We start from the raw sequence: 24,129 nt of genomic DNA, 5'->3' as shown, positions 1-24,129 counted from the left end.
GCCTACCCCGCCGACGGACGCCGCGCTCGCCAGTCTCACCGCTGAGAGTGGTGCGGATGCCCCGGACACGCCCTTGAACTCGACGCATGAGGCAACGACGCGATGATCGATCGCAGCGATCCGCAATGGTACCGTGACGCCATCATCTACCAGATCCACGTCAAGTCGTTCTTCGACTCCAACAACGACGGGATCGGCGATTTCGAGGGCCTGACGCAGAAGCTCGACTATGTCCGCGACCTCGGTGTCACGGCCATCTGGCTGATGCCGTTCTATCCGTCGCCCCTGCGTGATGACGGTTACGACATTGGCGACTATCGCGAGGTGAATCCCTCCTACGGGACGATGGAGGAGTTCCGGAAGTTCGTGGACGCCGCGCACGAGCGCGGCCTGCGGGTGATCACCGAGCTCGTCATCAACCACACCTCGGACCAGCACCCCTGGTTCCAGCGGGCCCGCGAGGCCCCGGCCGGTTCGCCGGAGCGCGACTTCTACGTCTGGTCGGACACCGACACGCCGTACTCGGACACGCGCATCATCTTCCTCGACACCGAGGTCTCGAACTGGACCTGGGACCCGGTCGCGAAGCAGTACTTCTGGCACCGCTTCTACAGCCACCAGCCGGACCTGAACTTCGACAACCCGGCTGTGCTCGAGGCGGTCATCGAGGTCATGCGCTACTGGCTGGACATGGGCGTGGACGGCCTGCGCCTCGACGCGATCCCCTACCTGATCGAGCGGGATGGCACGAACTGCGAGAACCTTCCCGAGACCCACACGGTCATCAAGGCCATCCGCACCGCGCTCGACGCGAGCTATCCCGACCGCATGCTGCTCGCCGAGGCCAACCAGTGGCCCGAGGAGACCGCGCAGTATTTCGGCGACGGCGACGAGTGCCACATGGCATTCCACTTTCCGCTGATGCCGCGCATGTACATGGCGATCGCCCGGGAGGACCGGCATCCGATCACAGACATCATGCGCCAGACGCCGGAGATCCCCGAGGGCTGTCAGTGGGCGATCTTCCTGCGAAACCACGACGAGCTGACCCTCGAAATGGTCACGGCCGAGGAGCGCGACTACCTCTGGTCGTTCTACGCCGCCGAGCGACGCGCCCGCATCAACCTCGGCATCCGGCGCCGCCTCGCACCCCTGCTGGAGAACGACCGCCGCAAGATCGAGCTGATGAAGTCCCTCGTCCTGTCGATGCCCGGTACGCCGGTGCTCTATTACGGCGACGAGATCGGCATGGGCGACAACATCTACCTCGGTGACCGCGACGGCGTCCGCACGCCCATGCAGTGGTCGCCGGACCGCAACGGCGGCTTCTCGCGGGCGAACCCGCAGAAGCTGTTCCTGCCTTCCGTGCAGGACCCGATCTACGGTTTCGACGCGATCAACGTCGAGGCACAGACCCAGTCGCAGACCAGCCTGCTGAACTGGACGCGTCGGATGATCGCGATCCGCAACAATTCGGTGGCTTTGGGCCGCGGCGGCATGCAGTTCCTGTATCCCTCGAACCGCAAGGTCCTGGCCTGGATTCGCGAGTTCGAGGGCGAGCGCGTCCTCTGCGTCGCCAACCTGTCGCGGGCGCCGCAGGCGGTGCAGCTCGACCTGTCGGAACTCCGCAGCGCTGTGCCGATCGAGTTGACCGGCGGTTCGGAGTTCCCGGCCATCGGCGAACTACCCTATCTGCTCACCCTGCCGTCCTACGGCTTCTACTGGTTCTCCCTCAGCGCGGCGAACGCCGGGAGCATCGGCCCGCAGCCGGAACTGCCGGAACTCTTCACCCTCGTTCTTACCGGCGGCATCGAGACCCTGATGGCCGGGCGCGAGCGCACGGCGTTCGAACGGACCGTCGCTCCGCGCTTCATCGCCACCCGCCGTTGGTTCGCCGCCAAGGGCTCGCGCATCAAGTCGGTGCAGGTCACCGACAGCGCGGCGCTGAAGGACAGCACCGGCGAGGCGAAGTTTCTTCTGCCCCGCGTCGCGGTCCACCTCTCCACCGGCGAGCGGCAGGACTACTTCGTACCAGTGGCCGTCGATGAGGGCCGCGAGGACGAGGCGATGCTTCAGCACGCCGTGGCCCGCGTACGCCGCGGTCCGCGCACCGGCCTGCTGCTCGGCGCGGCGGCTTCGCCGAGCTTCGCGGTCGCGATGATCGAGAGCATGCGCGAGGGTCGCGAGATCCCCACCGAGACCGGGCGCCTCGTGTTCTCGACCACCTCCGCCTTCGAGAGCGACGTCACCGTCGAGGCCGGCGAAGTCCGGTCGCTCAACGCCGAGCAGAGCAACACCTCGATTGCCATCGGATCGAAGATGATGCTCAAGCTCCTGCGCCGCCTGCAGACCGGAATCCATCCGGAGATCGAGGTCGGTCGCTTCCTCACCGAGACCGCGCATTTCCATAACACGCCGGCGCTCCTCGGCGTTCTCGAGCACGTCGACGCAAGGGGTACCCGCACGGCGCTCGCAGTGCTGCAGAAATTCGTGCCGAACCAGGGCGACGCCTGGACGCTCATGCTGGAAGGCCTGCGCCGCGACTTCGATACCGTAGTGCTGGCTCCGGAGAGCGAAGCGCCGTCCCCGGCCGAGGCCTTCGAGACACATCTGCGCTGGGCAATCCTGCTCGGTCGCCGCACGGCCGAGATGCACAACGCGTTCGCGGTCGAGACCGACGACCCGGCCTTCGCGGCCGAGCCCTTCGACCACGCCGACCTCTACGCCCTCGGCGACGACACCCGCCGCCAGGCGGAGCGGGCCTTCCGCGGTCTCGACGGCCTCGCGGGCCGCGCCTCCAACGCGGCGAGCACCGAGTTGGCGGGTCGCCGCCATGAGGTCGAGGCGGCGATCGAGACCCTCACCGCCAAGGCACCTCAGGGGGCCATGAAAACCCGCATCCACGGTGACTATCACCTCGGACAGGTGCTGGCGGCCGAGGCCGATCTCATCATCGTCGACTTCGAGGGCGAACCTTCGCGGCCGGCCGACGAGCGCCGGATCAAATCGACGCCCCTGCGCGACGTCGCCGGCATGCTGCGCTCCTTCGCGTACGGCGCCGAGACGGTGACTCGCGGAATCGCAGCCCGCTTCTCGGATTCCGAGGAGCGGGCCCGTCGGGCCTCGATCGCCTGGCGCGGTATGATCGATGCCGCCTTCCTCGACGGTTACCGCGAGGCCGTCTCGGTGAGCCGGGCCGCCGTGACCGATCCCGAGACCGAGAGCCGCCTCCTCAAACTCTCCCTTCTGACGAAGGCGCTCTACGAGGTCGATTACGAAGCCAACAACCGTCCGGACTGGATCGAAATCCCCGCCCGTGGGGTTCTCAACATTCTGGACGAGATCAAGAAAGGCGTTTGAATGATGGGCATCGACGAGACGTTCGCGAGCAGGACGGACCAAGCGTCCGGCACCTCAAAATCGGCGGACGTTGCGCCCGTTGCCACCCGGGCGCCGCAGGCGGCGGCGCCCGAGACCGGTTCTCTCCACCCGGACGCGATCGCCGCCATCATGGCGGCGAACCATGGCGATCCGTTCTCGGTGCTGGGCCCCCATCAGGTCGGTCCGGGTCAGTGGGAGATCCGTGCCGTCCTGCCCGAGGCAAAATCCGCCAGCCTCCTCGTGGGCGGCCGGCGCATCCCATTCGAGCGCAAGCACCCGGACGGCTTCTTCATTGCACCCCTGCCGAGCGAGGGGCGCCCGCTCTATGAACTGTCCGTCGAGACCTGGGATGGCTTGGAGCGCTCGCGCCATGACCCCTATGGATTCGGTTCCTCCCTGCGCCAGGAGGACATCGACAACCTGCGCGAGGTCGGCAGCAACGTCACCTACCGCATCCTCGGTGCGCAGCATCGCCCCGTCGACGGCATCGATGGGTTCCGCTTCGCGGTCTGGGCACCGAATGCCCGCCGTGTGAGCGTCGTTGGCGACTTCAACAACTGGGATGGCCGTCGGCATCCCATGCGGCTCTGGCAGAATGGCGGGATCTGGGAGCTGTTCATCCCCGGCCTGAAGGCCGGTGCGCACTACAAGTACGAGATCCGTGGCGCCGATGGATCGCTCCTGCCCCTCAAGGCCGATCCCGTCGCCTTCGCGGCCCAGAAGCCGCCCGAGACTGCCTCGGTTCTCCAGGGTACGAACGATCCTGCGTGGCACGACGAGAAGTGGATGGCGACGCGTGGGGCGAAGGATCCGCGCCATATCCCCATCTCGATCTACGAGGTTCATCTCGGTTCCTGGGCACGCGTCGCCGAGGAGGGTAACCGTTACCTGACCTACCAGGAACTGGGTGAACGCCTGATTCCCTACGTAAAGGAAATGGGCTTCACCCATATCGAGATGCTGCCGATCACGGAGTACCCCTTCGACGGATCATGGGGTTACCAGCCCGTGTCGTTGTTCGCGCCGACGAGTCGCTTCGGTACGCCGGACGACTTCGCCGCCTTCGTGGATGCGGCCCACGCGGCCGGGATCGGCGTCATGCTCGACTGGGTCCCGGGCCACTTCCCCCTCGATGCACATGGCCTGGGCCAGTTCGACGGTACGCACCTCTACGAGCACGCCGACCCAAGGCAGGGCTTTCACCAGGATTGGGGCACCTACATCTACAATTTCGGCCGGACGGAAGTATCCAGCTTCCTGGCCGCCAATGCACGGTTCTGGCTCGAGCATTACCACCTCGATGGCCTGCGCGTGGATGCCGTCGCATCGATGCTTTACCTCGACTACTCCCGTCGTCAGGGCGAGTGGATTCCGAACCGCTACGGTGGCAACGAGAATCTCGACGCCATCGAGTTCCTGCGCAAGACCAACGAGGCAACCTACGCCCATGCACCCGGCACTCTGACGGTGGCTGAGGAGTCCACCTCCTGGCCGGGCGTCTCGCACCCGACCTATACGGGGGGGCTCGGCTTCGGGTTCAAGTGGAACATGGGGTGGATGCACGACACCCTGAACTTCGTCTCGAAGGAGACGATCCACCGGCGCTACCACCACCACGACCTGACCTTCGGTCTTCTCTATGCCTTCTCGGAAAACTTCATCCTGCCGCTGTCCCACGACGAGGTGGTGCACGGGAAGGGTTCGCTCCTCGGCAAGATGCCGGGCGACCGCTGGCAGAAATTCGCGAACCTTCGCGCCTACTACGGCTTCATGTGGGGCCATCCTGGAAAGAAGCTGCTCTTCATGGGCTGCGAGTTCGGCCAGGAGAAGGAGTGGAACCACAACCAGAGCCTCGATTGGCACCTGTTGGAAGACGGGCTGCACCAGGGCGTCAAGGATTTGATCCGCGACCTGAACCACCTCTACACGGCGACGCCGGCCCTCCATAGCCGGGACACCGAGGCCGGTGGCTTCCAGTGGCTGGTGTCGGACGATCAGGACAACAGCGTCATCGCCTGGGCCCGGAAAGGCCGCGAGCCCAATGAGATTGCGGTCGTGGTGTCCAACTTCACGCCAGTGCCGCGCGAGGGATACCGGGTCGGCGTTCCCGCCGAGGGCTTCTATCGAGAAGCGATCAACTCGGATGCGGAGCGTTACGGCGGTTCGAACGTCGGCAACATGGGCGGCGTTCAGGCCGAAGCCGTGCCGAGCCACGGCCAGCCCTATTCCGTGTCCCTGACGATTCCGCCCCTCGCGACGACGATCTTTATCCGAGAGGGATAAGAGCGTATGCCGCGCGTCCCGCCCTTCGGGATGGGACGCCCAGACACGAACACAGCCGGCGGGTGTCCCCGCCGGCTGTGTTCGTTTCATTGATGTGGACGTGCCGAGATCAGGCGGCGCGCAGGCGCAGACCGGCCGTATTGCCGAAGGCACGAGCGTAGAGAGAGGCGTAGTTCATCGCGGCCTGATCCCAACCGAACGAACGCGACATGGCGTGGCGACGCATCGCGTTCAGCCGCTTCTTTTGCGCGAAGGTGTCGAAAGCGCGCCGGATGGCGCCGGAAAAGCCCCGCGCGGAAGCCTCACCGAAAGTGAAGCCGGTGACGCCGTCCTCGACCGTGTCGGCGAGGCCGCCGGTGCGGTGAACGATCGGCAGGGACCCGAAACGCTGGGCGTACATCTGGGCGAGGCCGCAGGGCTCGAAGCGGGACGGCATCAGCAGAAAGTCGCTCCCCGCGAACATGCGGCGGGCATCGCGCTCCTCGAATCCGACATGCACGCCGACGGAGGAGGGGTAACGGCGGGCAAGGTCGCGCAGCGCGCCCTCGAACCGACCCTCGCCCTGACCGATCACCACCAACTGGCCGCCCTCGGCTACGATCGACTCGGCCGCGCCGATGCTGAGATCGATGCCCTTCTGGTGCACGAGGCGGGAGACAACGGCAAAGAGGGGGCCGCGCGACACGGCCAGACCGAACTGTCGGCGGACGGTCTCGGCGTTGGCGCGCTTGCCCTTCCAGTCGTCGATCTCGAAGCGGGCGGCGAGATGCGGGTCGGTGCGGGAGTCCCAGCTCTCGTCAATGCCATTAAGGATGCCGGCGAGACGACCTTGCGCGGCTCGAGTTCGCAGAAGGCCGTCGAGGCCGCAGCCCGATTCCGGCGTGATGATTTCCCGGGCGTAGGTCTCGCTGACGGTCGTGACGTGCGAGGCGTAATAGAGCCCTGCCTTGAGAAAGGAGAGCTGCCCGTAGAACTCGACGCCATCCATCCGGAAGGCATCCTCGGGGATGCCGAGACGCCCGAGGGCCTCACGCGGGAAGACGCCCTGATAGGCGAGATTGTGCACCGTGAGGATGCTCGGCACCCGCAACCCGCTCCATGCGAGGTAGGCGGGGGCAAGGGCTGCTTGCCAGTCGTTCAGGTGTAGCAGATCCGCGGCCCAGGTCGGGTCGATACCGCGCGCGATTTCCGCGGCCGCGAGGCTCAGGCGGGCGAAACGGATGTCATTGTCCCCGAAGTCGCCCTGAGCGTTGCCGTAGGGCGTCCCATCCCGCTGATAGAGGTCTGCGTTGAGGATGACATAGACTTTGAGCCCGTCGCTGGTCTCCACGAGTCCGAGATCGCTGGGTGGAATGCCGGCCTGGGCCGGCAACTGTGCGACGACCGGAATGTGATCGAACTGCTCGATGACCTGTCGATATCCCGGAATCACGACGCGGACATCGTAATGCCTGCGCAGGGCCCGCGGAAGGGAGCCTGCGACTTCCCCGAGGCCGCCCGTCTTCACGAAGTCGGCCATCTCCGGCGTGGCGAAGAGGATACGGGGCTGGAGTTGATGACGGGATCTGGGGCTGTGGTGGAGGTCGATGGGGTCTTGCTGGTCCGCCACGCTCATGAATTCGTTCCCGCGTCGTGCGGTGGGCGGGAACAGAGAGCGAGAGCCCAGCATCGACGTCGACCTCGTGAACGCAGCGTGATGGCTATTGTTCCGTTGCGTTGCACAATTCAAGCCACGTTCAGGAACTTTCTCGTTTTGCGACGAATGTGCCCGCGTTTTACACGGTGACGTGATGTCGGGGGTAAGCCCCGGCAGGGTCCCGGAGCAGGATCAAACCCTCATCGGCTTCGAGGACCATAGCGTCATCGGACCGGCTAATGGGCCGGTCCGGGCGCGTCGAAAGGAGAATGGCCCAGGTGCTACCGTCTTCGGCGGTATCGATGATGGTTTGCCGCGATGCACTGAAGTTCAGCAATATGCGGAGCGTCGCATCACCGTCGTGCCGCTCATAGGCAAAGACGAACGCCGTTGAGGAGGGAAGGCTGCGAAATCCTCCGGTCGAGAGGGCGGTATGATCCCGGCGCAGGCGCAGGAGGCGGCGATAGAGGGTGAGAAGCGATCGGGCATCATCGCACTGGCACTCGACGTTCCGGGTTGCCGCATCCGGGCTCAACGGGAGCCAGGGCTCTCCTGCACTGAAACCAGCGTGGAACGAGTCGTCCCACTGCATCGGCGTGCGTTCCGGGTCGCGGCCATGGCCCGGCTCGTTGCGCTCCCAGGGATCCTGGACGCGGTCCGGTGGAATGGTCACGTGGGCGAGACCGATCTCGTCGCCGTAATAAAGGGTGGGCGTGCCGCGCAGGGTCAGCAAAAGCATCGCCGCGATGCCGGCCTGCGCGGCGCCGACCCGTGCCGCGATCCTGGACTGGTCATGGTTGCCGAGCACCCAGTTTGGCCAACCGCCAGGGGGGAGGGCGTTCTCGTAGGCGATTACGAGCTCGGCCACCGAGCGGGCGTTCCAGGGCGTCTGGATAAGCTGGAAGTTGAAGGGCAGATCGACGCCTGCCAGATCGGCACCGTAATAGGCTACGAGGCGCTCGACGGGCAGGTAGATCTCGCCGATCAGAACGCGCTCACCGTAGGGCGCCAGCACGGCCCGCATCTCGGCGATGACATCGAAGATCTCCGGACGATCGGCGGAGTAGACCTGGGCGAATCGATTGATCTCAGCCTGTCCGGAGCTGAACCCCGGATTCTCGGGATTGTCGCGGAATCCCTCATCCTTCATCAGGTGCCAGATCACATCGACGCGGAAGCCGTCCACGCCGCGGTCAAGCCAGAAGCGAAGTACGTCGTGCATCGCCGCGCGAACGCTCGGGTTGCGCCAGTTCAGGTCCGGCTGCTCGCGCAGGAAGGCATGGTAGTAGTATTGCCCGGTCGCTTCGTCGAGGGTCCAGGCAGGGCCGCCGAAATTGCTGATCCAGTTGTTCGGCGGGCCTCCATCGGGGGCGGGATCGCGCCAGATATACCAGTCCCGCTTGGCGCTCGTGCGTGCGCTGCGGCTGTCCGCGAACCACGGATGGGCGATCGAGGTGTGGTTCGGGACGAAATCGAGGATCACCCTGAGCCGCCTGAAATGGGCTTCCGCCACCAGGGCGTCGAAATCCTCCAGTGTTCCGAACAGCGGGTCGACGCCGCAGTAATCCGCGACGTCGTAACCGAAATCCGCCATCGGAGAGGGATAGAACGGCGAGATCCAGACGGCGTCGACGCCGAGCCAGGCGAGGTAGTCGAGGCGGCGGGTGATGCCGCGCAGGTCCCCGATTCCATCCCCGTCGCTATCCTGGAAGGAGCGCGGGTAGACCTGATAGACGGTGCCGCTCTTCCACCAGACCGTATCCGCCATGCAATCCTCCGGCGACGCGTCCCGATCGCGTCCGGGCCGGACCCTAGCCGTAGACGCGACCCTGCGCGACCCGTTCGATCCGGAGGGCGTTCAGACAATATTCGAACGTGGTGTGGTCTCATTCCCGCACGGTTTGGCTGGGACTGTCGGACACCGTGACGCAGGTTTGATCGCTGGTGCAGGACTGTGGTCTCGATCGCGGCCCCACAGGGCACGTTCGCACAAGCAATGCTCCGCATCCTAAAGGGGTACCGAATTCTCAGGATGGGTGGAGTGCGGGAAAACGGCTCCGGCGCGACGATCGGATACCAGACCAGAGGACGATCGCGGGTCCGGTGCAGCCCATACGGCACCGGTCCGTGAGACGAGGCGAGGGGACGAGGCCGAACGCAGAACAGGAATGCCCGAGCGCATGATAGCCCCAGGGTTGTCATCCCGTCAGCGGCGTCCAAGTTTCACGGCCGAGAGGGGGACTGACACGTGCTGAAAGACAAACTCATCGGACGAGACAATTCGGACGCCACCGTTTCCTCGGAGGCCTCGGACGTGGCTCAGCGATCGCCTTCGCCGATGGCGCAAGAACGCACCCGACCGGTGCGCAAGGCATCCGGCGATGCGGTGGCGGACCTGCGGGAGGCCATCCTGGCCAAGCTGGTCTACGCCATTGGAAAAACGCCTTCGACCGCACGTGAGCGCGACTGGTTCGCCGCGACGGCACTCGCCCTGCGCGACCGGGTCGTCGATGCTTGCCACGATGCCGACGGGTCGATCCCGAACAAGCGGGTCTATTACCTGTCCCTGGAGTTCCTCATCGGTCGTCTCCTCTCCGATGCCATGAACAATCTCGGCCTTGTCGAGACCACCCGCGCGGCCCTGCGCGAACTTGGCGTGCAGCTCGGCGACGTGGAAGCGGCGGAGCCGGATGCTGCGCTGGGCAATGGCGGCCTCGGGCGCCTCGCCGCCTGCTTTATGGAAAGCATGGCGAGCCTATCGATTCCCGCTATCGGCTATGGCATTCGCTACGATCACGGCCTCTTTCGGCAGTTCCTGGAGGACGGTTGGCAAAAGGAAGCCCCGGAGACCTGGCTCGCGGAGGGTAACCCGTGGGAATTTCCGCGGCCCGACGCGACCTACACCATCGGCTTCGGTGGCCATGTCACGATGTCGGCGGTCTCTGACGGCGTGATCCGCCGCCATTGGCATCCGGCCGAAACGGTTCGGGCGGTGGCCCATGACGTGCCGGTGGTCGGTTGGCGGGGACGCCATGTGAATACGCTGCGCCTCTGGAAGGCCGAGGCCCAGGTGCCTGTCGATCTGGCCCGGTTCAATGGCGGCGATCATGTGGGCGCCGTCGCGGGGCGTGCCCGTGCCGAGGCGATCTCCCGCGTACTCTACCCGAGCGACTCGTCCGCCGAGGGCCAGGAGCTGCGCCTTAGGCAGGAATACTTCTTCACCTCGGCGTCGCTGCAGGATCTGGTGCGCCGGCATGCGGCCGAGCGCGGCGATCTGCGCTCGCTGCCCGACCATGCCGCGATCCAGCTCAACGATACGCATCCCGCTATCGCCGTGCCGGAACTCATGCGCCTTCTCCTCGAGGATCACGGGTTCAACTGGGAGGATGCCTGGCACGTCACCACGCATACCCTCGGCTACACGAACCATACGCTCCTGCCGGAGGCGCTGGAGACCTGGCCGGTCGAGCTGATGGAGCGCGTGCTGCCGCGGCACATGCAGATCATCTACCTGATCAACTGGATGCACCTCGAAGAGCAGGGCAAGCAGGGCCGGGGTTCCGCCGAGAAGCTCGCCGCCGTGTCGCTCATCGACGAGACCCACGGCAAGCGGGTCCGCATGGGCCATCTCGCTTTCCTGGGGGCGCGCAGGGTCAACGGCGTTTCCGCCCTGCATACCGATCTGATGCGCTCGACGGTGTTCAAGGAGCTCCACGCCCTCGACACCGACAAGATCGTGAACAAGACCAATGGCATCACCTTCCGGCGCTGGCTCCACAACGCCAATCCGGAGCTCACCGCCCTTGCCGTCGAGGCGGTCGGACCGGAAGTGCTCGATACGCCGGAACGGCTCGCCGGCTTGGCCGACGTCGCGTCCGACGCGAACTTCCAGTCCCGCTACGCGGCCATGCGCCGTGCGCGGAAGGCGGCTCTCGCGCAGGTGGTGGCCGATCGCACCGGTATCACGGTCGATCCGTCTGCCCTGTTCGACGTCCAGATCAAGCGCATTCACGAATACAAACGCCAGCTCCTCAACGTGATCGAGACCGTTGCCCTGTATCAGGCAATCAAGGCTGATCCGAAGGCCGCTTGGACGCCACGCGTGAAGATTTTTGGCGGCAAGGCGGCGCCAAGCTACGTCCAGGCCAAGCTCATCATCAAACTCGCCTGCGACGTCGCCAAGGTGGTCAACGCCGATCCGGACGTGGCGGGCCGCCTGAAGGTGGTCTTCCTGCCGAACTACTCGGTCAGCTTGGCGGAGGCGATCATCCCCGCCGCTGACCTCTCCGAGCAGATCTCCACAGCCGGCATGGAGGCCTCCGGCACCGGGAACATGAAGCTCGCCCTCAACGGCGCGCTGACCATCGGCACTCTTGATGGTGCCAATATTGAGATCCGTGACCATGTCGGCGCGGACAACATCTTCATCTTCGGCCTGGATGCGGCCGGAGTGCAGGCGCGGATGGCCGAGCCGAACTACGCCGAGGTCGCCATCGGCGCTTCGCCCCGCCTGAAAGCCGCTCTCGACCTCATCGAGGCTGGAGGCTTTTCGCCCGAGGAGCCGGACCGCTTCCGACCGATCGTCGACGACCTGCGCCACAACGACCGTTATCTTCTCACCGTCGACTTCGACGATTACTGGCGCGTGCAGCGCTCGGTGGATCGGGCTTGGAGTGATCCGAAGACCTGGTGGCGGACGGCCATCCTCAACACCGCCCGGATGGCGTGGTTCTCCTCCGATCGTTCCATGCGGGAATATGCCGAGGAAATCTGGCGGGTTCGGCTCGGCTGATCCGCCCAGTCTGCCCGGTTCTCAAGATGGGAACCGGGCAGGTCACGGCCGCAATCTTGAAAAACAAATGAGCTGCATTCCCGGGGGATGCAGCTCATTTCGTTCGATCGCCTCAGCCTGGACAAATACCGGGTCAGATGCCGGCGTCGATCAGGATCGGATGGCACCGGGCACCGGTCGTCGCAGCGAGCACCTCGACGGCCCCGACCGTCGAGGCGTCCCCGGCAACGTGAACCACATCTGTGCTGCGCAGCGACGGCAGGTGAGCGGTGAGTGGACCGGGACGAACTTCGGGCGGGCGCTGGCGGGCACGATCCGATACTGTGACGATTCGGGTCACGCCGGTCGCGCGCAGCCAATCCAGGGCCGGTCGCATGTAGAGATCAAGGGGATTGCGCGCACCCACCACCAGGATGATTTCGCGGGCCGGTTCGATGTAGCGCGCTGCATGGGCGATGGACCAGATTGGTGCGAAGCCGGTCTCTGACGCAACAAGAACGAGGCGTCCGCCCCCGGCGCGGTAGTAGCCGCGGCCGACAGGGCCTTTCACCTTCACCGGGTGGTCGCAAGCGAGAGCGTCTACCAATTCGTGCCCAAGACCGAATCCGTCGCGATCCTGCCGCAGATGGAACACCAGTTCGTTGAGCTCGGCCGATCCGTCGACGCGCAGGGTTGGGCTCAAGGTGACGGGCGCGAAATTCTCGAAGGTGACGTCGACCCCGTGACCCGGCTCCAGGGCGAGCCGACGGGTGATCGTGACGACGACCTGAAAGGTATGTGAACCGAGGGCGGTGATCTCGGTGACCGTACCGGTCCGCTTTTGTACGGCGGTAGGCCGGCTCGGCAGCACGAGGCGAGCGGGCGGCTCGATGGCAGCCGCGCGAGGTAGTGAGAGCTTGATGGCCTCACCGCGATGCGCGCGAGTTTGAGCCCGACGTGGGGCAGGGCCGATGCCCTGGCCACCGGCTCCGGGGGTGGCAGCGATCATCCCATCGGCGAGAGCGGCTTCCAGCGGGGTGTCGCCGGTGGAAACGCGCACGGACTTGCCGTTGACGACGAGCGAGCAGCGGGCGCTCATGGTCGTCCTTCAGGTGCGGGGAATGGGGTGGGCGCGTCGCATAAGGCTCGCCGGGCGAACCCTCGCCTCAGCGCGGTTCGTTGAGCAGGTGATCGACAAGGGCGGCCCAACGGTCACGGACCGCCTGTGCCTCGGGTGACAGCGGCTCGGCGCCGTCGATCCGGCTGATGCAGGCGCGGAGCCGTTCGGCCTCGCGACGCTCGGCCCCAAGCACGGCTTTCATAACCATGACCTCGGCCTTGAGCCGCGATACCTCACCTGCCGCGGCCGTAACCGTCGTCGCGATCGCGACCGGTGCGGAAGCCGGGGCCTCGGGGGGTGCCGCGACGTCGGGCACCGCGCGAAGTGGGCGCGCCATCAAGCGTCGGACGAGGCCGGTGTCGATCTCGTCGTCCACGATTCGCAACGCAGCCTGCGCCATGACCCCATCTCCCTCGGCCGGCGCGTCGCACCTTGCCGCCCGCACATCAACTCGAAGCTGAGGATGGCGGATCATGGTTAAGGGAGGTTTAACCCGATGCGTTGGTTTGCCCGCATCTGCCTGATTTCACTCAGGCAGCTTCAGGCGCCGCACCAAGCAACTGCCGAGCTTGAAGCATCGACATCGGTTCGCCGAAGGCGAAACCCTGAGCATATTCACAGCCCAATTCGAACAGAATTTGGGTGTCGACTTCCGACTCGGCGCCTTCGGCGATGATCGACAGTCCGAGTTCCTGAGCCATCTTGACGATCGATCGCAGAATGGCGGTCTGGCCCGTCGCGATCTGGCGTACGAAGGACTGATCGATCTTGATCGTGTCGAAGGGGAAGCGCTGAAGGTAGGAGAGGGCCGAGTAGCCGGTCCCGAAATTGTCCAGGGACAGGCCCGCGCCAAGGTCGTGGATGCGGTGAAGCATCTGCGCTGCGTATTCCGGATTCTCCATGACCAGGCTCTCGGTCATCTCCAGCTTCAGTGAGCCGGGGATGACGCCGGATCGGGCCAGGATCGTCTTTACGTCATGCAGGAGATCGTGGCGCAGGAGCTGCCGCGAGGAGATGTTGACGGAAGCGAAGATCGGCGGTTCCACGTCGAGGGAGCGCTGCCAGGCCGCCAGCTCGAGGGCGGTCCGCTCCAGGGCAAAGATACCCAAATTGACGATGAAGCCGCTCTCTTCCGCGATCGGCAGGAAGGTCGCGGGACCGATACGGCCGAGCTTCGGATGGTCCCAGCGCAGGAGGGTCTCGAAGCCGGCGACGGTGCGGTCCTCCAGGCGGACGATCGGCTGGAACAACACCTTCATCTCGTTGCGATCCAGCGCCCGGCGCAGATCAGCCTCCAGCATCATGCGGTCGCCACGCTCGTTGCGCATGGTGGCACGGAACACCTCCGTGCGATCCCCACCGCCGCGCTTGGCCTGGATCATCGCCATTTCGGCGTTCTTGAACACCTCTTCCCGTTTCAGGTTCGCCCCACCCTCGTAGAGGGCAAGACCAACAGAGACCGTCAGGAAGATTTCGCGATCCGCATAGGTGATCGGCGTCGCGATCGCTTTGCGGATCATTTCCGCGAAGGCGAGGATGCGATCCGGCTCCCGCTCCGAGATCAGGATCAGGGCGAACTCATCGCCGGCCACGCGTGCCAGGGTATCCTGCGGTCGGAGGAGGCGTCCGAGCCTGCGCGACAGCGTCAGCAGGATCGAGTCACCGGCCGACAGACCGATGGCGTCGTTGATGGCCTTGAACCGGTCGATGTCGAGGACGATCGTCGTCGGCCGAAGTCGGGGATCCTGGCTGGCGAACGCCAGTCCTGCATCGAGGCGGTCGTAGAAGAGTTCGCGGTTCGGCAGGCCTGTCAGACTGTCATGCACTGCATCGTGAAGGAGGCGTTCCTCCGCCGTCTTCACCTCAGTGACATCGCTGATCGTGCCGACGATCCGGATCACCTCTCCGTCGGAACCGATCACAGGTCGCGCCTTCAGGCGATACCAATAGTACGGGCCGGCAGTGGAGCGCAGGCGAAAATCGTGCACGATGCGGCCACGGCGCTCCTCGATGACCGTGTCGAGGGCCGCCGAGTAGCGCTCGACGTCGAAGGGGTGGACCAGGTTGAGCCAGTTGGCCGCTGGGCCTTCGAGGGCACCGCGTTTCAGACCGAGCTGTCCCTCGATCTCCTGACCGGCGAAGACCCGGTCACCCGGTACGTCCCAGTCGAATACCACGTCCCCTGCGCCCGTGAGGGCCAATGCGCGCCGCTCTGTGTCGGAGACGAGAGCATGGGTCAGGCCACCGCCCGCGAAGGCGTGCTGCATCACGGTAAAACCGATCAGCATGACGATCAGCACGAGCCCGCCGATGAGGGCGGGCTGCACCAGATCGCTGCTGATCTGCCCCGTGATCGCGAACCCGGCAGCCACCACCCAGACGAGAAGTAGGCACCAGGTGGGCACCAGCAGGATGGCGCGGTCATATCCGTTATGCGCCGCGAGATAGACGATCAGCAGCAGGCCGACGCCGGCCACCGCCGCGATAGAGATGCGGGCGACGCCGGCCGCCACGGGCGGATCGAACACCGCGAGGCCCACCAGGCACGCCAGGAACAGGAGCCAGATGATCGCCACGTGGCTGTAGCGCACGTGCCACCGGCTGAGGTTGAGATAGGCAAACAGGAAGACCAGGAGCGTCGCGCCGAGAACCGCCTCCGTCGAGGCGCGATAGACACGCTCGGCAACTTCGGTGATGGGAAACACACGCTGCAGGAAGCCGAAATCAATTGAGGCATAGGCCAGCACGGCCCAAGCCAGGGACGCGGCGGCGGGAAAGATGATCGCGCCCTTCACGACGAAGATGATCGTCAGGAACAGGGCGAGGAGACCCGCAATGCCGATGATGATACCCTTGTACAGGGTCAGGCCGTTGGCCTTCTTGCGGTAAGCTTCCTGATCCCAGAGGTACACTTGCGGGATGTTCGGCCCTCGCAACTCGGCCACATAGGTTACGGTCGCCCCGGGATCGAGGGTGATGACGAACTGATCGGCTTCCGGGTTCTCGTCGCGCTCCGGTCGAATACCCTGGCTCGCCGTGATGGCGGCGATGCGCGAGCCTCCGAGATCCGGCCAGACAACACCCGAGCCCACGAGGCGGAAATGCGGGGCGACGAGGACCCGGTCCACCTGCTCGTCGGTGTCGTTGGTGAGGGCGAACACCATCCAGTCGGGACGGGCGCCGGTCTCACGGGCCTTCACCACGATGCGGCGGACGATCCCGTCCTTCCCCGGGGCGGTGGAGATCTGGATCAGGTCGCCATCGGAGCGATAACGTTCGATCATCGGCGTGAGATCGATGACGGGCGCGTCGAGGGTGACGCGGACCGCCTCAACGGCCTGCGCCGGTCCTCCGACGATCAGGGCACTGAGCAGTGCCGCAGCGAGGGCGGCCAGGACGGGGGCGAATCTACGCAACGGGCGAGTGTTCCGGCCGGGCGAGGCATGATCGATGGAAACAGGCGACGGGAGACGGCTCAGCTGTGCATCCAGTCGTATCGGTGGGGGCCTCGACGAGCAAGGCGAACGGTCGCCTTGCGCGACGGCGTTCACCGTTTGTGAACCGTGGCGCCGATGAATTTCGATCGCCTGCCTTTGCGGCCAAAACAAGCCGCGTCGGCCAAGCTCATGCCGCCTGCAGCGCCGCCGCGATGCGATCGAGGGTCGGAAGCTTCTTGATCGGACCGATGGCGGCCAGGGTCGGAGCGCCCTTCAGCAGGCGCCGACCAGCCTGGCGGACGTCGTCGACCGTCACCGCATCCACCTTGGCGATCACCTCGCTGGCTGGGATGACGCGGCCCCAGGCCAGGATCTGTCGGGCATTGCGCTCGATCCGGCCGCCGGGCGTCTCCAGGGCGGAGAGCAGCGCGACCTTGAGCTGCGCCTTTGCCCGAGCGACTTCGATCGTGTCGGCATCCGCCGCAGCGCGGATCGTTGCGTCCAGCGTCACGTCCATCAGCTCGGCGAGGTCACCCCCGGATGTGCCGGCACCAATGCCGAACAGGCCGCAATCGTAGAATGCCCAATGGAAGGACTGGATTTCGTAGGCAAGGCCACGCGTCTCGCGCACCTCGTGCCACAGCCGCGAGGTCAGGCCGCCGCCCAGCACCTGCGCGAAGATGTGGAGCGCGTAGTAATCGTCGTCGCGAAACGACAGGCCCGGCAGGCCGAGGACGACGTTGGCCTGCTCGAGTTTCTTCGGCAGCCGCTTCTCGCCGCCGCCATAGATCCCCGGCACCGTCTCGGGCGCCTGCATCGGCTTCAAGTCGCCGAAATAGCGCGATGCCGATTCGACGATCTGGTCATGTCCGATGGCGCCCGCCGCAGCCAGGACGATGCGATCGGGCGTGTATTCCCGGGCGATGTAGGCTTCGATCGCGTCTCGGTCGAAGCTGTTGATCGTCTCGGGCGTGCCGATGATCGGACGGCCCATTGGCTGGTTCGGAAATGCCGCCTCGGTGAAGGCCTCGTAGACGACGTCGTCTGGCGTATCCTCGATCGCCGCATATTCCTGCAAGATCACGCTCTTCTCGCGGGCAAGCTCGCCGGCATCGAAGACCGAACCCGTGAGGATGTCTCCGATCACGTCGAGGGCGACGCTCGCATCCTCGCCAAGCACGCGTGCGGTGTAACTCGTTCCCTCGGCACTCGTCGCGGCGTTGATGTCGCCGCCCACATTCTCGATATCCTCGGCGATGCGGCGAGCGGACCGGGTCTTGGTGCCCTTGAAAGCCATATGTTCGATGAGGTGGCTTAGACCGCCCTCGTCGGTGCGCTCATGACGCGAGCCGGCACCGACCCAGACGCCGAGCGTCGCCGTCGCGACGCCCGGCATCGCCTCGGTGACGACGGTGACCCCATTGTCGAGCTTGGTGATCTTGAGATCGGGCGATGCACCGTGCGTGGCGAAATGCTGGTTCATGAGCCGTTACGCTCCCTTGGTGATGCGGGCGCGCTCGCGGATGAAGGTCTCGACCGCCGCCTGATCGTTGGCAACGCGCGAGAAGGTCTCCTTACGGTCCATCAAGTCGGCGAGGTGCGGCGGAAGCTCAGGACGCCGCCCGCCGATCGCCTTCGCGACGGCGTCGGGGAACTTGGCGGCGTGCGCGGTGGCGAGCGCGACGACCGGCGTGCGCGGATCCTGGCGCAAGAGCTTGCGTGCCGCATGCACACCGATGGCGCTGTGGGGATCGATGACGTGTCCGGTCTCCGCATGGGTGCGGGCGATCTCAGCCATGACTTCCGGCTCGGCGACGGCGGTGGCGTCGAACTCGCTGCGCACGGTCTTCAGAACCGACGGATCGAGGTGAAAGCCGCCCGACTGCTTCAGCCCGGCCATCAGCCGGCCGAGGCTCGTGGAATCGCGCCCCAGAGCTTCGAACAGCAGGCGCTCGAAGTTCGACGAGATCTGGATGTCCATCGAGGGCGTGGTGGTCGGCTGCACGCCGCGGACCTCGTAAGCACCATGCTCGAGTGTCCGGGCCAGGATGTCGTTGGCATTGGTTCCGATCATCAGGCGCTCGATCGGCAGTCCCATGCGCTTGGCGACCCAGCCGGCGAGAATGTCTCCGAAATTTCCGGTTGGCACTGCGAAGGAGATCGGCCGGTGGGGGGCGCCCAGGGCCACGGCCGAGGTGAAGTAGTAGACCGCCTGCGCGGCGACCCGGGCCCAATTGATCGAATTGACGCCCGAGAGCCGAACGTCGTCGGCGAAATCAGCGTGCTGAAACAGGGCTTTGACGATGTTCTGACAATCGTCGAAGTTGCCGTCGATGGCGATGGCGTGAACGTTGTGTGCCCCCACCGACGTCATCTGCCGGCGCTGGACTTCGGACACGCGCCCTTCTGGGAACAGGATGAAGATGTCGACCTGATCGAGACCGCGAAAGGCCTCCACCGCGGCGCTGCCGGTATCGCCCGACGTCGCGCCCACGATGGTAGCCCTTGCATCGCGGGCGCGCAGGACATGGTCCATCAGGCGCCCAAGGAGTTGCATCGCCACGTCCTTGAACGCGAGCGTCGGGCCGTGGAAGAGTTCCAGCAGGAACAGGTTGTCGTCGAGCTGGGTAAGGGGGCAGACCGCCGGGTGCCGGAAGGTGGCGTAGGCCTCCTCGATCATGCGATCGAGGTCCACGTCCGCGATCTCCCCGTCGATAAGGGGGCGTAGAACGGTCTTGGCGGCATCGGCATAGCGCAGACCTGCCAGACCGGCGATCGCCGGTCTGGTGATCTGCGGCCAATTTTCGGGCACGTAGAGCCCGCCGTCGCGCGCAAGGCCGGCGAGAAGGGCGTCGGAAAAGCTGAGGGGCGCCGCGGCGCCGCGGGTCGAGACGTGAAGCAAGGGGGCCTCCGGGAAGGCGCTCCGTCTACACGATGTCGGCGGGCGTGTCGAAAGTCTTGGACATCGTCAGGCGTTGCTGCCCGGGGCCCTCGTCAGGCGGCATCCCGTGATCCGCCAAGCGCCGTCCGGCTGCTTCTCCAGGCTGTAGAGAGCAGCCCAATCGGCCCCGTCCTCATCCTGCAAGGTAACCCCGAGGGCCACGCCGTCGTCTCCGGCATCCTCGATGCGATCCACGCTGTAGCGCCGATTTCGGTAGACGGCGCCGTAGCCCTGTCGGACCATTGCGATGAAGGTCTCGGGAGAGGGAAAGAGCCCCTGGATCGCGGGCGCGGCCTGAGCGTAGGCCGTAGCCGCATCGTCTCGACGGAATGCTTCGATCTGGCGTTCCACCGTGGCCTTCGCGGCATCCCGGGCGGCTGCGTCCACCGCGAAGGCTGTCGAAGGGATCCACACCGTTATCAGGATCAGGAGGATGGTGCGCATGGGGCCCACTCCGTAACGTAACCGTTCGTCCGAAGATAAGCTGGAACACATGAGCGGTCGAAGCAAGTTTTCGGCCGCACGCGTCCCAATTACGCGGGGGGCTGATCCTCGTGGAGCCGGCGCCAAGCGAAGACCCCGAACACGCCGACGAGGCACGCCGCGATCCCGAACCACGTGAAGGCGTATTGCAAGTGGTTGTTCGGCAGATCGACCCGGAGCTGACCTCCCTTCGGCCAGCCGCCCGGGTTCGGCGTCGCATCCGCCTCGACGAGGTAGGGCCGGGGATCGGGGAGGCCGCGTGAAGCGCTGATGCCGGCGATGTCGCGGTTAAACCATTCGTTCCGTGCGGGGTCCGGCGCTGGCACGAACATCGTTCGTGGTTCGGACCCCCGGAGTATGCCGGTGACGGTGGTGGCGCCCTCGACCTGCCCGGCCGCGCGGTTTGCGGGCGCCTTCAACTCGGTGGGCACGAAGCCGCGGTTGATAAGGATGGTGCCACCATCCTCGAGCAGGAAGGGCGTCAGGAGGTAATAGCCCTGAAGGGCTCGCCCCGGAACGTCGCCCGCGGCGAGACCGTGGACCAGCGTCTCGGCTTCGTGCCGAAACCGGCCGGTGATGCGGACACGCCGGAACTCGTCCCGGGCTGGATCCCAATCCTGCGGCAATGGAAGCGCGGTTGGCGGCTCGACCTTCGATCGCGCCAGGATGCGCGTGATTAGGGCTTCCTTCTCGCCCTTGCGCGCGAGCTGCCAGACTCCGAGGCCGAGAAGAATCGCGAGGCAGATCAATGAAACGAGGCTGGGCATCAAAATGCTGCGCCAAGCGCCGGGACGGAGGGGCGAAGCCATGGTTAACGGAAGCGTCCTTGCTCGGCCTTGTTGGTGAATTGCAGGGCCGCGAGGACGCCCTTCAGCGGCCGCACCAGGAGAAGGCTGAGGCCGATCGACAGGGTGCCGGCCACCAGGGCGTGAACCCAGATCGGCGGCTCGTAGGTGATCTCCATCCAGAGAGCCAGCCCGACGACGATGATGCCGACGATCGACATGACGAAGAAAGCAGGGCCATCTCCGGAATTGAAACTGCCGTAGTCAAGGTCGCAGACCTCGCAGGAGGGGCGGAATGTGAGGAATCCGTCGAACATATGCCCCTCGCCACAACGGGGACAACGGCCGCGCAAGCCGGCGGAGACGGGGGAAGGCTTCGGCCGCGATGCGTCCAAGATGGAGAACTCCTCGTACGGCGCTGCGCCGTATCAATCCATATGGGCATGGAAGGTGCGCGCTTCAGGCACGAGCGTGAAAAAGGGCGGCTCGCGCCGCCCTCTTCAACACTGGCATGCGGTGCAAGCCGGGCTCAATGAGCCGCGTGACCGACGCCGGCGCCCCAGACGTAGATCGAGGCGAACAGGAACAGCCAGACGACGTCGACGAAGTGCCAGTACCAGGCAGCGAATTCGAAGCCGAGATGCTGTCGGGTGGTGAACTGACCGAGATAGGCGCGGTAGAGGCAGATCGCGAGGAAGATCGTGCCGATGATGACGTGGAAGCCGTGGAAGCCCGTCGCCATGAAGAAGGTTGACGAGTAAATGCTGCCAGAGAAGCCGAAATGGGCGTGCGCGTACTCGTAGGCTTGGCAAGCGGAGAACAGAACGCCCAGGATGATCGTCAGCCAGAGACCGTACTTCAGGCCCTTCCGATCATCATGCAGCAATGCGTGGTGCGCCCAGGTGATCGTCGTACCGGAGGTGAGCAGGATCAGGGTATTGAGAAGGGGCAGATGCCACGGGTCGAACGCCTCGATGCCCTTCGGCGGCCAGGTGCCGCCCGTGAAGTCGACGCGCGAGGCCTGGATCGGATCGGCGGTATAGAGCGCCGCTTCGAAATAGGCCCAGAACCACGCGACGAAGAACATCACCTCGGAGGCGATGAACATGATCATACCGTAGCGGTGGTGCAGCTGCACGACACGGGTGTGATCGCCCGTGTTGGCCTCGTGCACGACGTCCTTCCACCAGGCAAACATGGTGTAGAGAACGCCGAGCGTTCCTGCGCCGAAGATGTAGGGGCCCGGGGTCAGGGTGCCAATCTGAAGGCTCTTCATCCAGAACACGGCGCCGAACGCCATCAGGAAGCCCGAGAACGCGCCGATCAGCGGCCAGGGACTCGGGGCCAGAATGTGGAAGTCGTGATTTTTGGCGTGCGCCTCGGCCATTGAACTCTTCTCCTACCCCCGACCTCCGGACCGTCACCGGCCCTCGATCCACTGAATGCATCGTCCTGACCGGGTTGCCCCGGATTGTTGTGGCAAACCCTTACCCAGGGTCGCGCGCTGTTGTCACGCTTGCGCCGTCAAAAATTCGACTTCGTCCCCGTGCCGCCCGTTGTCGCAAGCGCGGCCGTGGGCTGCCCGTTCTTCGAAGCGAAGTAGGTATAGGAGAGCGTCATCTCCGACAGATGTGCGGTGTTCGAGTCTTTGCGGACCTCGGGGTCGATGTAGAACACCACCGGGAAATCCATCGTCTCGCCTGGCTGAAGGGTCTGCTCGTTGAAGCAGAAGCACTGCACCTTGACGAAGAAGCTGCCCATCAGACCCGGCTGAACGTTGAAGGTCGCTATGCCGGTGGAAGGCGTGCTGCCGGTGTTCTTCACGCGGAAAAAGACGGTCTTGGTCTCGCCAAGCTGGGCCTCAACCTTCGGCGACTCGGCCTGGAAGCGCCAGGGCAGGGTCGACGACACATTGGTGTCGAAGTGGACCACCATGCTGTCGTCGATCGCCGCAGCGGTCGGGGCTCGGCCCGTACGCGGCGTCCCGTCATAGCCGGTCGCTTTGCAGAACATGTCGTAGAGCGGCACCGACGCGAAGGCGAGGCCGATCATCCCGAAGGCGAGGCCTGCGCAGGCCAAGGCCGTCACGCCGGCCTTGCGGCCGGTTCCACGCGGTGGCGCATGTCTGGGGTCGGCCATCAGAAGCGTACTCCGTTGTCCGGCGCGATCAGATCGGACGGTTGAGGACCTGCGGCCCGAGCTTCGCGATCGTGAGCACGTAAAAGATGGTCACCAGGGCGAACAGGACGGCCGCGATGGCGATGGAGCGCTTGCGCCGGCGCTGCGACTCCTCGGGCGTCAGCGGGCGGGGCGTCCCCGGTGGGCCGGGGCGATCGCTCACAGGTTCACCGCGCGGAAAAGGCCGAGGCTCTGCTCGGCGAGCAAGGCCGCAAACATCAGGAAGAGGTGCAGAATCGAGAACCCGAACATGCCCATCGCCGCCTTGCGCTCCGGCTCGCCCTCACGATTGCGAAACACGTGGACGCTGAAGGCCAGCATCCCGAGACCGCCCAGCAACGCAGTGACCGCGTAGAGCCACCCACCGAAACCAAGGGCGACGGGCGCGAGGCCCAGGGGGAAAAGCAGGATCGAGTAGGCGATGATCTGGCGACGAGTTGAATCCGGCCCGGCAACGTTCGGCATCATCGGGATGCCCGCCTTGGCATAGTCGGCGGACTTGATGAGGGCCAGGGCCCAGAAATGCGGGGGCGTCCAGATGAAGATGATCATGAACAACACCAACGACTCGACGCCGACGGTTCCGGTGACGGCCGCCTGGCCGACCATCGGGGGGAGGGCGCCAGCGGCGCCGCCGATGACGATGTTCTGCGGCGTCGCGCGCTTGAGCCACATCGAATAGACGACGGCGTAGAAGACGATCGTGAAGGCGAGGAGTCCGGCGGCCAGCCAGTTGGAGGCAAGGCCAAGGACGAGCACCGAGCCCACCGACAGGACGATGCCGAAGGCCAGCGCCTCATCCGGGCGGATACGACCATCCGGGATCGGACGTTTGGCGGTCCGGGTCATCACGGCGTCGATGTCGGCATCCCACCACATGTTCAGGCAGCCTGAGGCGCCTGCGCCTACGGCGATCATCAGTAGCGAGATGGAGCCGACGACCGGTTGGATATGGACGTTCGAGACCAGCATGCCGACGAGGGCGGTGAAGATGACCAGCACCATCACCCGCGGCTTCAGCAGGGCGAAGAAGTCCGACACCTCGCCGCCGACCGGCGACAGAACTTGCGGCTCGGCGCCAGCGGATAGGCTGTTCGACAGGCTCGTCATGGGG

Annotated in this window: 17 protein-coding genes; 3 read left to right on the top strand and 14 right to left on the bottom strand. The window is 65.3% G+C overall.

The genetic code is table 11. The annotated features are described in order from the left end of the window. Positions 1-102: 102 nt before the first annotated feature. Both treS and glgB read left to right on the top strand, forming a co-directional pair. Positions 103-3,360 (top strand): maltose alpha-D-glucosyltransferase, encoded by a 3,258-nt coding sequence (gene treS / locus ASF18_RS06705; protein WP_056350355.1) that lies wholly within the window; start codon positions 103-105, stop codon positions 3,358-3,360. After that, positions 3,361-5,664: a 1,4-alpha-glucan branching protein GlgB gene (gene glgB, locus ASF18_RS06700; protein WP_056350353.1), complete on the top strand. Its 2,304-nt coding sequence runs from the start codon at positions 3,361-3,363 to the stop codon at positions 5,662-5,664. 109 nt (positions 5,665-5,773) lie between these two features. On the opposite strand, the gene glgA is transcribed toward glgB, so the two are convergent. Further along, positions 5,774-7,333, bottom strand: coding sequence for a glycogen synthase GlgA (glgA, locus tag ASF18_RS06695; protein ID WP_244472616.1), 1,560 nt, complete (start codon positions 7,331-7,333; stop codon positions 5,774-5,776). A gap of 106 nt (positions 7,334-7,439) precedes the next feature. Continuing rightward, positions 7,440-9,068, bottom strand: coding sequence for an alpha-amylase family glycosyl hydrolase (locus ASF18_RS06690; protein WP_056350350.1), 1,629 nt, complete (start codon positions 9,066-9,068; stop codon positions 7,440-7,442). A 570-nt stretch (positions 9,069-9,638) separates the two neighbouring features. On the opposite strand from ASF18_RS06690, the gene ASF18_RS06685 reads away from it, so the two are divergent. After that, a complete protein-coding gene (locus ASF18_RS06685; RefSeq protein WP_156649701.1) occupies positions 9,639-12,092 on the top strand; it encodes a glycogen/starch/alpha-glucan phosphorylase in 2,454 nt (817 codons plus the stop codon). 133 nt (positions 12,093-12,225) lie between these two features. Here ASF18_RS06685 and ASF18_RS06680 read toward each other — a convergent pair whose 3' ends face one another. From ASF18_RS06680 to ASF18_RS06625, 12 genes are all read right to left on the bottom strand, one after another. Continuing rightward, on the bottom strand, positions 12,226-13,170 hold the full coding sequence (locus tag ASF18_RS06680) for a ferredoxin--NAD(+) reductase (protein WP_056269596.1): 945 nt from the start codon (positions 13,168-13,170) through the stop codon (positions 12,226-12,228). Positions 13,171-13,237: 67 nt separating this feature from the next. Then, on the bottom strand, positions 13,238-13,591 hold the full coding sequence (locus ASF18_RS06675; RefSeq protein WP_056217286.1) for a hypothetical protein: 354 nt from the start codon (positions 13,589-13,591) through the stop codon (positions 13,238-13,240). Between the two features lie 130 nt (positions 13,592-13,721). Continuing rightward, entirely contained in the window at positions 13,722-16,586 is a 2,865-nt protein-coding gene (locus ASF18_RS06670) for an EAL domain-containing protein (protein ID WP_244472615.1), read from the bottom strand. Positions 16,587-16,815: 229 nt separating this feature from the next. Continuing rightward, positions 16,816-18,111: a pitrilysin family protein gene (locus ASF18_RS06665; RefSeq protein ID WP_056350345.1), complete on the bottom strand. Its 1,296-nt coding sequence runs from the start codon at positions 18,109-18,111 to the stop codon at positions 16,816-16,818. 6 nt (positions 18,112-18,117) lie between these two features. Continuing rightward, positions 18,118-19,530, bottom strand: coding sequence for a threonine synthase (thrC, locus tag ASF18_RS06660; RefSeq protein WP_056350342.1), 1,413 nt, complete (start codon positions 19,528-19,530; stop codon positions 18,118-18,120). A gap of 66 nt (positions 19,531-19,596) precedes the next feature. Then, the gene (locus ASF18_RS06655; RefSeq protein ID WP_056350341.1) at positions 19,597-20,013 is read right to left on the bottom strand and encodes a DUF4864 domain-containing protein; all 417 of its coding nucleotides are present in this window, start codon (positions 20,011-20,013) and stop codon (positions 19,597-19,599) included. Between the two features lie 89 nt (positions 20,014-20,102). Continuing rightward, a complete protein-coding gene (locus ASF18_RS06650; protein WP_056350339.1) occupies positions 20,103-20,861 on the bottom strand; it encodes an SURF1 family protein in 759 nt (252 codons plus the stop codon). Between the two features lie 2 nt (positions 20,862-20,863). After that, positions 20,864-21,235 carry a DUF983 domain-containing protein gene (locus tag ASF18_RS06645; protein WP_244472614.1) on the bottom strand — a complete coding sequence of 124 codons (372 nt, stop codon included), beginning with the start codon at positions 21,233-21,235 and terminating at the stop codon, positions 20,864-20,866. Between the two features lie 131 nt (positions 21,236-21,366). Beyond that, entirely contained in the window at positions 21,367-22,224 is an 858-nt protein-coding gene (locus tag ASF18_RS06640) for a cytochrome c oxidase subunit 3 (protein ID WP_056217308.1), read from the bottom strand. A 137-nt stretch (positions 22,225-22,361) separates the two neighbouring features. Next, on the bottom strand, positions 22,362-22,976 hold the full coding sequence (locus ASF18_RS06635; RefSeq protein WP_056350337.1) for a cytochrome c oxidase assembly protein: 615 nt from the start codon (positions 22,974-22,976) through the stop codon (positions 22,362-22,364). Between the two features lie 28 nt (positions 22,977-23,004). Beyond that, positions 23,005-23,178 (bottom strand): hypothetical protein, encoded by a 174-nt coding sequence (locus tag ASF18_RS24245; RefSeq protein WP_056217313.1) that lies wholly within the window; start codon positions 23,176-23,178, stop codon positions 23,005-23,007. After that, entirely contained in the window at positions 23,175-24,125 is a 951-nt protein-coding gene (locus tag ASF18_RS06625; protein ID WP_056217316.1) for a heme o synthase, read from the bottom strand. The genes ASF18_RS24245 and ASF18_RS06625 overlap by 4 nt, the downstream gene beginning before the upstream one ends. Positions 24,126-24,129 lie beyond the last annotated feature (4 nt).

It is taken from the genome of Methylobacterium sp. Leaf89, from assembly GCF_001422215.1.
In the GTDB taxonomy this organism is placed as follows: Bacteria; Pseudomonadota; Alphaproteobacteria; order Rhizobiales; family Beijerinckiaceae; genus Methylobacterium.
This window is presented reverse-complemented; position numbering and strand designations above follow the sequence as displayed.